Origin of the sequence: Chryseobacterium lactis (assembly GCF_003815875.1) — a bacterium.
Taxonomy (GTDB): domain Bacteria; phylum Bacteroidota; class Bacteroidia; order Flavobacteriales; family Weeksellaceae; genus Chryseobacterium; species Chryseobacterium lactis.
Genome location: NZ_CP033924.1, coordinates 1,061,234 through 1,073,815 on the forward strand (window position 1 = coordinate 1,061,234; position 12,582 = coordinate 1,073,815).

15 protein-coding genes and 1 tRNA gene are annotated in these 12,582 nt (G+C 34.4%); 9 read left to right on the forward strand and 7 right to left on the reverse strand.

Annotated elements, in window-relative coordinates; all coding sequences use genetic code 11:
• Nucleotides 1-92: 92 nt before the first annotated feature.
• Entirely contained in the window at nt 93-443 is a 351-nt protein-coding gene (locus EG342_RS04580) for a hypothetical protein (protein WP_103288590.1), read from the forward strand.
• Between the two features lie 271 nt (nt 444-714).
• A complete protein-coding gene (locus tag EG342_RS04585; RefSeq protein WP_103288591.1) occupies nt 715-1,161 on the forward strand; it encodes a JAB domain-containing protein in 447 nt (148 codons plus the stop codon).
• Nucleotides 1,162-1,403: 242 nt separating this feature from the next.
• Here the strand turns inward: EG342_RS04585 and EG342_RS04590 are convergent, their stop codons facing one another.
• On the reverse strand, nt 1,404-1,658 hold the full coding sequence (locus tag EG342_RS04590) for a helix-turn-helix domain-containing protein (protein WP_103288592.1): 255 nt from the start codon (nt 1,656-1,658) through the stop codon (nt 1,404-1,406).
• 150 nt (nt 1,659-1,808) lie between these two features.
• Here EG342_RS04590 and EG342_RS04595 point away from each other — a divergent pair, with 150 nt between their 5' ends.
• The 7 genes from EG342_RS04595 (at nt 1,809) to EG342_RS04625 (ending at nt 10,615) form a co-directional block, all read left to right on the forward strand.
• The gene (locus tag EG342_RS04595) at nt 1,809-2,273 is read left to right on the forward strand and encodes a hypothetical protein (RefSeq protein ID WP_103288593.1); all 465 of its coding nucleotides are present in this window, start codon (nt 1,809-1,811) and stop codon (nt 2,271-2,273) included.
• A 6-nt stretch (nt 2,274-2,279) separates the two neighbouring features.
• Complete coding sequence (locus EG342_RS04600; RefSeq protein ID WP_123868030.1) at nt 2,280-2,693, forward strand: hypothetical protein; 414 nt, start codon at nt 2,280-2,282, stop codon at nt 2,691-2,693.
• A 125-nt stretch (nt 2,694-2,818) separates the two neighbouring features.
• On the forward strand, nt 2,819-3,181 hold the full coding sequence (locus tag EG342_RS04605; protein WP_123868031.1) for a hypothetical protein: 363 nt from the start codon (nt 2,819-2,821) through the stop codon (nt 3,179-3,181).
• 41 nt (nt 3,182-3,222) lie between these two features.
• Nucleotides 3,223-3,957: a metallophosphoesterase gene (locus tag EG342_RS04610; RefSeq protein ID WP_103288596.1), complete on the forward strand. Its 735-nt coding sequence runs from the start codon at nt 3,223-3,225 to the stop codon at nt 3,955-3,957.
• Nucleotides 3,958-4,266: 309 nt separating this feature from the next.
• On the forward strand, nt 4,267-7,440 hold the full coding sequence (locus tag EG342_RS04615; RefSeq protein WP_103288597.1) for a S41 family peptidase: 3,174 nt from the start codon (nt 4,267-4,269) through the stop codon (nt 7,438-7,440).
• Between the two features lie 292 nt (nt 7,441-7,732).
• Nucleotides 7,733-7,809 (forward strand) — tRNA-Asn (locus EG342_RS04620).
• Nucleotides 7,810-8,149: 340 nt separating this feature from the next.
• Nucleotides 8,150-10,615, forward strand: a complete 2,466-nt coding sequence (locus EG342_RS04625; protein WP_246008736.1) for a DUF5686 family protein — start codon at nt 8,150-8,152, stop codon at nt 10,613-10,615.
• Nucleotides 10,616-10,684: 69 nt separating this feature from the next.
• Here the strand turns inward: EG342_RS04625 and EG342_RS25760 are convergent, their stop codons facing one another.
• The 6 genes from EG342_RS25760 to rplU all read right to left on the reverse strand — a co-directional run bounded on the left by EG342_RS25760 (nt 10,685) and on the right by rplU (nt 12,484).
• Nucleotides 10,685-10,849 (reverse strand): bacteriocin-like protein, encoded by a 165-nt coding sequence (locus EG342_RS25760; protein WP_407919936.1) that lies wholly within the window; start codon nt 10,847-10,849, stop codon nt 10,685-10,687.
• Nucleotides 10,850-10,866: 17 nt separating this feature from the next.
• Nucleotides 10,867-11,040: a bacteriocin-like protein gene (locus EG342_RS25765; protein WP_407919937.1), complete on the reverse strand. Its 174-nt coding sequence runs from the start codon at nt 11,038-11,040 to the stop codon at nt 10,867-10,869.
• 65 nt (nt 11,041-11,105) lie between these two features.
• Nucleotides 11,106-11,264 carry a bacteriocin-like protein gene (locus EG342_RS25770; RefSeq protein WP_407919938.1) on the reverse strand — a complete coding sequence of 53 codons (159 nt, stop codon included), beginning with the start codon at nt 11,262-11,264 and terminating at the stop codon, nt 11,106-11,108.
• A gap of 17 nt (nt 11,265-11,281) precedes the next feature.
• Entirely contained in the window at nt 11,282-11,446 is a 165-nt protein-coding gene (locus EG342_RS25775) for a bacteriocin-like protein (protein ID WP_407919939.1), read from the reverse strand.
• A gap of 189 nt (nt 11,447-11,635) precedes the next feature.
• Complete coding sequence (gene rpmA, locus EG342_RS04630; RefSeq protein ID WP_027372929.1) at nt 11,636-11,893, reverse strand: 50S ribosomal protein L27; 258 nt, start codon at nt 11,891-11,893, stop codon at nt 11,636-11,638.
• A 12-nt stretch (nt 11,894-11,905) separates the two neighbouring features.
• On the reverse strand, nt 11,906-12,484 hold the full coding sequence (gene rplU, locus EG342_RS04635) for a 50S ribosomal protein L21 (RefSeq protein ID WP_103288600.1): 579 nt from the start codon (nt 12,482-12,484) through the stop codon (nt 11,906-11,908).
• Nucleotides 12,485-12,582 lie beyond the last annotated feature (98 nt).

A 12,582-nucleotide genomic window follows, 5' to 3' on the forward strand; every position in this document is an offset into this window, starting at 1 on the left:
ACACTGCACCCCACACTCAACACCTCCACTTATTCTTAGAGTCTGTAACAAGCAAGCTCTATCATAAATTTTTAACTCAAAAATCAAAAACAATGGTAAGAATTCTAGGCTACAAACAAAGACAAAAAGAGGATGGAACAAATTTTTATCTTATTGAGGTACAGGGTGGTATTGAAATGGTATTAAGCAAAGCTACAGGGCAATACTATGCTACAGCTAAGAAATCTACTGTATCAACTACATTTGATGAAGAAACCTGCAAAGGGCTAATAGGTTCTCAAATGCCAGGTAAAATCTCCAAAATTACTACTGAACCTTATCAGTACACAATCAAAGAATCTGGGGAGGAAGTTACTCTTAACCACAAATACATCTATCTTCCTGAAGGTGTAGAAAGTTCTGAGGAGAAACTAGCAAAACAACTTGAAGAAGCTTTTGCATAGTTACTCTAGAGCATAAAGACTTAATACGTCCATTTTTCCTGAATCCATATATAGGGTTTAACAATTATGGACGTATTGTCATTTCTTTTTAAACAGGAAAATGTCCATTCTGTGTAGTAATAGTATATACCTCTGCATAAAATGGACATTTTTAATTCCTTATCTACTGGAATCTATTAGAAAAAGTACAAGTTTTTGCAAAAGTATATATAGTAAATACAGAAACTCATACTTTTCAGTTTATTCATTCACTAACAACCTAAATATTTATATGAAAACAAATACACAAGTTGCAGAATTACTTGTTTCTTATTCCAACAATATAAGTTTTGAACAAAAAATAAGTAATAGTGCAGACATTTATGATATTGTTATGAATCTCTGGAATCTCAGTACCATTCAGGTACAGGAAGAGGTAAAAGTAATACTTCTTAATGATGCTCTTATGGTGCTAGGATTTTACTCTCTATCAAAGGGAGGTATTTCATCTAGTATAGTTGATATTAGGTTGGTCTTATCAGTTGCTTTAAAGGCTATAGCAACAGGAATTATTTTAGTACATAACCATCCTACTGGAAACCTTAAACCAAGCAAAGCAGATTTAGATATTACTAAAAAATTAAAGTCTGCGTGTGATGTTATGGGAATAAACCTTTTAGACCATCTAATTATTTCAAAGGAAAGATATTTTAGTTTTGCTGATGAGGGGTTGTTGTAGTTAATATAGGTTTCTCCATATTTTAATATCATTCACACTCGCACATAGGAGCTGAATATTACTCCAAACCATACAAGTTTAAAGCTAATGGCTAATCTTATTACATATATATCATAGCCAAATCATGATATGCTCTTAGCTACTAGCTGAATATAGGGAGCAAATAGTGAATGAAATACAACTACTCAGGAGCTTCTAGATTAAACATGGAGACAAACAGGAGTAAGAAAAGCTCTAAAAACCTAGAGATCATAAATAGCCAAATCTTCTATATCCAAAAAGTTTTTCATTGGGATATCTAATGCCTTACCAATCCTATAAAGCTGATGGAGGCTAATATTGGTTCTTCCAGATTCTATGCGAGAAATATTGGTAGCATCCATTTTCCCACCCAACTCAACAATCTTTACAGTTAATTGTAGTTGAGTTAAACCCTCTTGCTCTCTAAGCTCTTTAATTTTCCTACCTACTAACTTTTGAAGTTCTGGCTTATCCATTATTGACATATTTGGCAATGTCAAAGGAATAGGTTAAGTTTGCTTGTTGTAATGCCATATATGACATGGTTGGTTTTTTAGCTTTATGGAATCCCGTAACGCAGAGAAAAGATTTATAGATAATTTGCTAACTAAAATAAACTTAAAACAATGAAAAAGATTTTACTACTATTCATCTTAACATGCTCAACTTACTTATACTCTCAAACATCTCAGTATGTAGAGTTTCCAGATATAAACTCTGATGTATCTCCTAATAAAGCCAGAATTTATGTTATAAGACCAACAGGAAAATTGAGCCATTATTATATAACCTTATCATCTAATGGAGATATGATAGGGAGGCTTGATTATAAAAACTATCTGTGTTGGGATGTAGATGCTGGTAAATACAATTTAGAGGGAGCTTTTGAGGGCAACAAAATCAGAAAGGATCAGACTGAAAATAAAGATTTCTTTACTGTAAATGCAAAAGAGGGAAAGACTTATTACATAAGACTAAGTCCTGCTTATGGTCTAACAACAGGAAAAGCTTCTTTTGATGTTATTGAACCTGACAAAGCAAAAGAGTACATTAAAAAGTTCCCACAGCCTAAAGTGAAATATGTAAACTAAGTAAACATGAGAAAGATTTTACTATTATTCATAATGACAATATCAGCTTGTCTTTATTCACAAGATGGATTTCAGTATGTTACAACTAGTAAAGATGGAACAGATTATTACTATCAAATATCAAGTGATGTAGATAGTAATATGGGTTTATACACTGACTTTTGGTTAAAAACAGGAATCTCAATAAAGAAAATAAAAACCAAATCAGGAAAGTATTCTACTACTGGAGGAGGGTACTTTTTAACTTTTATGAGAGTTTCATGTTTAGAAAAAACATATCTGTTCAAGAATACAATCAAGTATGATAGTGCAGGAAAAGTTATAGGGACACATGATTTTCCTATAGCTGATGAACCCAAACCTGTTGTACCAAACTCAGTTATTGAAACAATATATAAAACCGTATGTAGAAAAGAATAAGCTTTACAAAACAATTATAGTTATAACCACCTCAAAGCAGGTGGTTTTTTAATCTTAAAACTAATATGAAACCTAAAATACCATTTCGCATAGGTTACCAATATGGCAACTGGGAATTAAGCCTAATGAGTATAGCAGACAGTATATCTGATAACTCTTATTGTAGTTACTTGTGGGTAGGAAGTGAAGTTAAAAAGTTCTTAAACTTTATACCTCACAGAACAGAGCTTATATTCTATTGGGATAGACTGGAAGTTGTAATACTGGAATTTGATAAGAAATCTGAACACTATTATAATAGGCTCAATAAAGCCTTATCAGAAAGAGTGGAAAGAGTGAACTTTGAAATTCATCCTGATGGTACTATGATACACAAGTTTATGACTAGAAAAGTGAACTATTGGAATATCTATTTTCCTGCTAATAAAGAAATAAGAATGATTTACTTTTCAAATTCATTTCCTTATATCAAATCCTTATTAGAGTGAAACTTTGAAATCATTATTAACATTAATCTAAAAACATTAAAATGGGAAGAATACTTATAACTTCTGATAATCACGGAGCTTTAAAAGCTGTAAAGCAAGTTTTGGAAAGATGTCAATTCAATCCAGATGAAGATTTATTAATAAACTTAGGAGATGTTGTTGATAGAGGCACTGAAAGTGCTGAATTGGTTCAGTTTTACATAGAACTTTCAGAGGAATGTTTATTCAAGCCTTTATTCATTAAAGGGAATCATGATGTATTCTGCCATGAATGGTTAAAAGGGGGAATCCCAAAAATGGAATGGCTAATGCAGGGAGGTAAATCTACTGTAGAATCCTATATCAATACAGGATATATCAATGAAGAATCTCATTTGAACTTCTTCAATGAAATGTTTTATTTCTATATTGACACTAAGAACAGAGGATATGTTCACGCAGGTTTCACTTCTCATGATGGTCTAGGGAATGAAAGATTTCCTAAGAATTATTATTGGGATAGAAGCCTGTGGTCATTGGCTAATACAGAGCATAATACTTTTAATGTTGAGACTAGAATGGAAATATTTAATGCTCATGAGGAACTTTTTATAGGTCATACCCCTACACTTATCCTAAATGAGACTGTACCTATTAAAAGATGTAACATTTGGAATCTAGATACAGGAGCTGGTTATGCTGAAGGAAGGCTTACTATTATGGATGCTAACTCCAAAGAAATATGGCAAAGTGATATTATAGAAGAGTTATATCCTGACACAAATGAAAGTAGTTAATTTTAAAGTGAAAAGGCATACTTTTAGGCATACCTACATTAAGAAAAAGATGTAAGATATTACATATCAACCTGTAAGATTGTAAACTTCGAGCCCAGCAGGAGGAGCAAAAAGACTTACAGAAATGTAAGTCTTTTTTTGTTTTTATCTTCTTCGGGAGCAACAAATTCATGATAGGAAAGATATCAATATCCTTAAAAAAATCGATATTTGTAGTTATTATAGCATACTGATATTCTTTTTTTTGCAAATTTACTGAGCAAAAAGGAATACATCAAAATTTCAGTATTGCACATATTAACTTATCCCATGAAGAAAAAAATCATTTCGCTATTAGCAGCTTTTGCTATCATTCACATTTCAGCTCAAAAATCTTATTTTTTATCAAGTCCTTCATTGAGTCCGGACGGGAAAACAACCTATTTTGCCTATGATGGAGATATCTGGAAAGTAGACTCCAATGGTGGCAATGCATCTAGGATCACGGCTTTGGAAGGGGAAGAAATTAATCCCCGGGTTTCTCCGGATGGAAAATGGCTGGCGTTCAGCTCCAATCAATACGGTAATTATGATGTTTACACAATTCCTATAGAAGGCGGAAACATTAAGCAGCTGACTTTCCATACCGGGAAGGACGAAATGGAAAGCTGGGGATGGGATAGCAAAACCATTTATTTTACCTCAAACAGAAATAATAATTTTGGCAGCTTTAAAACAACTATTGAAGGAAAAACTCCACAAAAAATTTTCAACAATTATTTCAACAATACCAGCGGGCTTGCTGAAACTCCGGCTGGCGAATATCTTTTTACAAGCTCCCCCGAAAGTGCCAATCAGGTTCATCGCAAACGTTATAAAGGGGAAAACAATCCAGACATCTTAGGATATAATCCAAAGAATAGTTCTTTCAAACAATATACCAGCTACGAAGGAAAAGATTTCAACCCAAGCGTGGATAAAAATGGCATTATTTATTTTATCTCCGATGAAAATAATAATGAATATAATCTTTATAAAATTGAAAATGGTACAAAGACTCCTTTAACTCAATTTGACACTTCTATAAAAAAGCCTTTTGTTTCTGCAAACGGATCTAAAGTAATATTTGAAAAAAATTATCAGCTTTATATTTATGATGTAGCTGCAAAAAGCACAAAAGTTCTTGATATCAACCTTAACACCAATAAAACTTTAGAAAAAGAACAGAACTTTAGCATTGAGAATAATATATCCTACTATGACGTGTCACCAGATGGTAAAAAAATGGCGTTTGTAAGCCGCGGTGTTTTGTTTGTTTCTGATATTGAAGGAAAGTTTGCCCATCAGATTTCCGATGGAAAAGAGCGTGTAATGGAGGCAAAATGGTTAAAAGACAATCGTACATTGCTTTTCAGCCAGACCGACAAGGGATATCAGAATTGGTTTACTGTTGCTGCAGACGGAAAAGGCCAGCAAAAACAATTAACCCATGATTTGCGCAACAATCGCAATATTACCTTTAACAGTGACCTTTCAAAAGCGGTATACCTGAGCGGCCGCGATGAAGTAAGATTAATGGATTTAAAAAGTTTCGCCTCAACAACAATTGTAAAAGATGAAATCTGGGCCTTTCAAAACCCTAAACCGTCTTTTTCTCCCAATAATGAGTATGTCCTTTTCTCAGCCAAAAGAGATTTTGAACTGGACATTTTCATTTATAATGTCAAAAAAGGTCAGACTATAAACCTTACCAACACGGGAGTTTCAGAAGAAGATCCTTTTTGGTCTCCGGGTGGTAAGTATATTTATTTTGCAAGCGACAGAACCAATCCCTCCTACCCTTTAGGAATGCAAAAATCCAATATTTACAGGATGGCTCTTGACTGGTTTGACGAGCCTTATAAATCTGAAAAATTTGATACTCTTTTTACTGAAGAAAAGAAAGAAACAAAACCTGCAGAAACGGCGAAAGCCGGTAAAGAAAAAAAAGAAGAAGACAAAGAGAAAGAGAAAAAAGAGGAAAAAGAACCTGTAGTAAAAGAACTGAAAATCAATCCTGAAAATACGCTGGAAAGGATTGAATTGGTTACCGACCGATACGGAAATCAGGAGGATCCGGTAGTTTTTGCTGATGACAAAAAAGAAATTCTTTTATTTAATTCAAATCAGGATAACGGGAAAAATCAGTTATTTAAGAAAGTATATACAGATTTTGAACCCGCAAAATCGGAAAAAATCTTTGATAAGGCAGCCAATAACATTACTAAAAATGACAAAAATATTTTTGCATTAATAGAAGGCAATATTTATAAAATGACGCTAGCTACCCTGAAACCTGAGAAAATAGCCATTCAATATACCTTCGATAAAGATTTAGCTTCAGAATTCAACCAGATGTATGATGAAGCCTGGACGGGTGTAGAGGAGAACTTTTATGATGAAAAATTCCATGGTGTCAACTGGAAAGCAAAAAAGGAACAATACGCTCAATATCTTCCATATGTAAATAACAGAAATGACCTTCGCATCTTACTAAATGATCTTTTGGGAGAACTCAATTCTTCACATACGGGATTTTCTTCAACAGGAAAAGAGGAAACCAGATTCCTAAATTATTTTACCAATGAAACCGGAATCATCTTTAAAAAGGATCAACCTTATACTGTTGAAAGCATTCTTCGAAAATCTCCGGCGTTCCGTTCTGGTGTAGATATTAAACAAGGAGATGTACTGACTGCCGTTAACGGAAAGAGTATTGATTCCAATGAAAATCGTGAAACCTATTTCACAAGTCCTAAAAAACAGGATGAACTTACTCTTAGTTTCAGTCGTAGTGGCAAAAATATAACCACTAAAATACACCCGATCTCAAATACAGAATTAAAAGCATTATTGTACGATGATTGGATTTTTAATAACCGACAGCGCGTTAATGAACTAAGCAACAACCGTATCGCCTATTCATACATGAAAAACATGTCTACCGATGAATTGGATCGCTTTCTTTTAGATATGGTGGAACAGGAAAACAAAAAAGATGCAGTTATTCTCGATTTACGGTACAACACAGGAGGAAATGTTCATGACAAGGTATTAAACTTCCTTGCCCAAAAACCTTATTTACAATGGAAATACCGTGAAGGGAAAATGACTACACAACCTAACTTTGCTCCTTCCGGAAAACCTATTGTTCTTTTGATTAATGAAGGGTCTTTAAGTGATGCCGAAATGACTGCTGCCGGTTTCAAAGCTCTGAAATTGGGAAAAATTATCGGGCAGGAAACTTATCGCTGGATTATCTTTACTTCAGGAAAAAGCCTTGTAGATGGTTCTTATTATAGGCTTCCGGCATGGGGAACTTATACTCTGGACGGTCAGAATCTTGAAAAAACAGGTGTAAAACCTGACATTTACGTTAAAAATACGTTTATGGACAGACAGCAGGGAAATGATCCTCAACTGGAACGAGCCATTCAGGAAATACTAAAAGAAGTAAAGAAATAAAATAATATAGACCTTAAGAATTTAAGCCCTCTGAAATAATAATCTAACATTATTTCAGAGGGCTTTGTGCTAACACAGACGGACAGAGTAATAGATATAGAGAGAGCTTTTTGAAAAAGAAAATTCTTTTTCAGGGTTTTATCTGGGGACATTTGGAATTGAAGTAAAAAAAATAAAAATATTTCTTATTGAAATTCAACATATTTAGTCTAAAACCAGGGATAATTAAGGATAAAACTTGACTGATATTAATATTCCTATTATATTTGCACCACCTTAAACAAAGGAACATTCCTCCTTAGCTCAGTTGGTTAGAGCATCTGACTGTTAATCAGAGGGTCGCTGGTTCGAGCCCAGCAGGAGGAGCCAAAAAGACTTACAGAAATGTAGGTCTTTTTTTTATTTAAAAGGTTCAAAAAATGAGACTACACTTCATAACTGTATGTGCCTTTTTCTTGTATGATTAATTCACTGATTATTCACTCTTTAAGCCGAAAAAAATCTTATTCATTTTAGCAAAACGTAGTATTATTTTCGTTACATTTGCTGCTTTATAAGGAACATTAAAAAATATTTCATTTTTTGTATGTTTTTAAAATAAAACTGCATACTTTTTGTTTGTGCTAATTGCTTGAAGAAACGAATGATGTTAAATAATAATTCTCAAAAACACTATTTTTTATTTTTTTTCCTGGCCTTTACCGGTTTTATGTCCGCACAGAACAAAGCTAGCGGTAGAATTGTTGATGCTAAAAACAATAAAGAACTCAGTAAAGTTGATATTTTTATCAACGATAATGCAAAGCCTTTTATCACTACAACATCAGGCAGTTTCAATATTCAGTCGGACAGCATAATCAATAAATTAAAATTTTCCAGAAAAAGCTATGCTCCGGAAACGTTAGAAATTACTCCGGAAAATGCTGAAAATATTTTTGTAAAGCTTTCACAGGCTAAAGTAAGCGACATTCAGGAAATTGTAATCACAAGCGGAAAATCAAAATACAAAAGCAAAAAAGAAAACCCCGCTTATGCTATCATGCAAAAAGTATGGGCGCACAAAAGAAATAACGGATTAGAGAAGTTTGATACGTATTCCTACAAAGAATATGAAAAAACTCAATTTGATCTCAACAATCTCGACAGCGCATTCATGAAGAAAAAGATCTTCAATAAGCTGGATTTTATATTCAGCTATGCTGATTCTACGGCCAGTGGAAGATTAGGACTTCCGATCTTCCTCAATGAAGCTGTATATGAAAATTACGGAAAAAACAGACCGGATAAGGATAGCAAAAGAACACTTGTTGCCCAAAAGACTTCGGGTTTTCAGGATAATCAGGTCATCACCGTTTCTGCCAAAAATCTTTATCGCGACATCAACATTTACGATAATACATTGAACTATTTCGATATCGGATTTCAGAGTCCGGTAGGGACAGATGGGTTCAGTACCTATGATTACAGTCTAATGGACACTATTTCCATTCGTGGAGAGAAAGCCTTCCAGATAAGATATCAGCCTAAAAGGAAGGATATCCTTGCATTTCAAGGGAACCTTTATATCGATACAGACACTTACGCGGTTTTAGGAGCTACTTTAAAGTCGACTCAGAAAATCAATGTCAATTTCGTCAACAGTGTTTACACTCAACTGGAATATGACAATCCGGATGAGACCACATTTCTTCCTAAAAAGCTCGTAACAGAATTTGAGATGAGCCCTTTTTCAAAAAAGAAAGGCTCTAAAAGTATTATAGCCAAAAGATCGGTGGACTATTCCGATTATGAATTCAACAAACCTCTTGATCCAAAAGTATTTAAACGAACTGAAGAGGAATACGAAGATAAGTTTACAGATAAAGACGACGCTTATTGGACAAAAGCCAGACCTGATACATTATCCAAAGCTGAACAGGGAGTTTATAAAATGCTGGATCAGCTCCAACAGACTCCAAAATTCAACCGTATGGTAAAACTGGTTGAGACTCTTGGTTCACGCTACTACAACGCCTTTAAAGGGGTTGATATCGGTCCTATCTTTTCCATATACGGAAGAAATGAAGTGGAAGGAGACAGAATCAGATTAGGAGCCAGATCCTATTTTGGATTAAATGACCCATGGAGAGTTCAGTTTTATACCGCTTACGGATTTAAAGATCATCAGGTAAAATATGGTGTGGAAGCACGATATATGTTTAACAGATTGAATCGTTTTATGATTGGTGGAGGAACCAGCAGGGATATTATTCAGCTCGGCGGACAGCTTACTTCAGGAGATGGAGTGGCTTCCAGATCTTTATCTTCCAGTACCTTTTTTGCTAGGGGAGAAAATACTTCTTTGAGCTCCGTAAACCAAACCAATTTCTTTGCAGCTATTGAGCCGTGGAAAAATTTTCAGATAAGGGTTGATGGAGTAATGCAGAGTATTAAATCCGCTATTCCTGAAAAGTTTAACCTGATGTATTATCAGGATGGTAATCTGAGACAAACAGTCAATGATTCTCATGTTACCATAAGTTTGATTGCAAAACCAGGTGCTAAATTTTCTCAAACAGGAATAGACCGATATCAGGCGAGAAATCTTGCCCCAACGATTGTATTGAGATACACCAGAGGTATAGAAGGTCTTTTCAATGCTGATTTCAATTATAACAAGCTGCAATTTATGTTGTACAAGCCGTTTTTGATTGGAAGCATGGGAAAAATGATTGTTAATTTTGAAGCAGGAAAAAACTTCAATACCGTTCCTTTAGCATTACAGAATATTATTCCGGCTAACCTTTCCTATGGGTTAGCTCCCAACACTTTCTCTCAGCTTAACTACTATGAATTTGTTGCGGATGCTTATACCACTCTTCATCTGGAGCATCATTTTAATGGAAAAATACTTTCTTATATTCCTTTAATCAAAAAACTGAAGCTTAGAGAAGTAGCCTTTATCAGAGGAGCTTACGGTACTTTAAGTGATGCTTCTAAAGCAATTAATGTAGAAGGCTTCAAATACTCTGCACCAAGTGAACATATCTATTATGAGTATGGCTTTGGTATTGAAAATATCGGAATCGGTAATCTTAGAATTTTCAGAGTAGACTTTAACTGGAGAGGTAATTATCTCGACAGACCGGATATCTCGAAATTTGGGATTAAAGCAGGATTTCAGCTAGGATTTTAAAAGAATAGAACAATATAAAACAGTTGGGCGGCTTCTTCGAAGCCGCCCAACTTTATTTTAAAAGCCTCATTAACATGCACAAGGCTCATCTACATCAAGCAAACAACGCATTTTCTGCTCGCGAGTTAATCCACACCATAGATCACACGATCTGATTGGTCTTGCCGGGCACAGTACATCACCACCATTAATTTGCCTCAAATTCTTCTTGGTTAGTTTTCTTAGATTTTTCATATGCACTATTTTATACTTTAGATTGAAAAACAATCACAAGGCTCATCAATTAATTCAGTCGAACAATGCAATCTTTGCACCCCGGTCCAGGTACACCATTCCTTACAATAGTATGCCGGAGGAGGGCATATTCCTGCTGCTCCGGTGATGGTTTTCAGGCTCTTTTTGTTTAATTTTTTAAGATTTTTCATGTTTATTTAGTTTTAATTTATGGCCTATTAAATACTTTTTCGGCCTTGATTAGTGTCTGATATTTTTAGCAGGGCATACAGGCCTCATTCAATAGACAATGCGATTTTTGCCACGGAGTCCATCCACACCACTGATCACATGTATCTGACATAGAAGGACAGATTCCCGCTCCTCCGTTAATACTTTTGAGACTTTTCTTAGTTAATCTTTTTAAATTTTTCATATTAATTCATTATAAGATTAGCAAGCACATGGGTCTTCATAAGTATTAGTAAGGCAATGTGTTTTTTGCCATGGGGACCATCTACACCATACCATGCAAGAGCTGGTTATTGGTGGACAGTTCTCTGCTCCTCCATTAATTGTTTTCAGACTCTTTTTGGTCAGTTTTTTCAAATTTTTCATAGGTATTAGTTTTAATTTGTTGCCTACTCTATATGCTTTTCGGCTTCCGCAACTGATTTATTATTTGGTATTTCACAAATATATAAATATTTCACACTTAATAGAATATCTATGGATATTTTTCACTTTTCACACAACAAAAAAGCCTCAACAAATGTTGAGGCTTTAATTTTTATAAAACGCTTATAATTATGCGTTTGGCTCTACAGATACAAAAGATCTGTTATTTGCTTTCTTTCTGAAAACTACTTTACCATCTACTAATGCAAACAAAGTGTGATCTTTACCGATTCCCACGTTATCACCTGGGTGGTGCTGAGTACCTCTTTGTCTAACAATAATATTTCCGGCAATAGCTGCTTGTCCTCCGAAAATCTTCACACCTAATCTTTTAGAGTGAGACTCTCTACCGTTCTTGGAACTACCGACTCCTTTCTTGTGTGCCATTTTATTATTGGATTATTTATTAAGTGCTTTAAATTGATCGATATTCTTAATGATAGCAGCATCTACTTCTTCATGAGTAAGAATATTCTTTTCTAATTCAACTTTAACTGCTTTACCTAAAACAATTAAAGTTTCTCTGTTCTCTTTAGACTGAGACAAGTTGTTTTTCTTCAAGTGATAGTTCAACTCGTGATCTTCACTAAAGTTAACAGTTGCGTTATCTGAAAGAACTTCACCTTTCACAGTTTCTTTTTTAGCAGCAGCTTTTTTAGCTCCACCTTCAAAACCAGTAATACCAGTGATTACGATTTGAGTTAAAGATTGTCTGTGACCGTTTTTCACTTGGTAACCTTTTCTTCTTTTCTTTTTGAAAACGATTACTTTATCAGCTTTTACGTGGTCAAGGATCTCTGCTTCTACAGTGATTCCGCCTACAGCTGGGGCGCCTACAGTGATTGCTCCGTTTACAGTTAGAAGAACTTTATCGAAAGAAACTTTTCCTCCTTTATCTCCTTTTAAACGGTTTACAAACAACTTCTGGTCTTGCTCAACTTTGTATTGAAGCCCTGCTATTTCTACAATTGCAAACATTGTTTATAAAATTTTTAGTTATTTCGAGGTGCAAATATATGAATTATTTTATAAATAGCTTACAATCAAAGCAATGTTTTTTTAGAATATTTTCTATT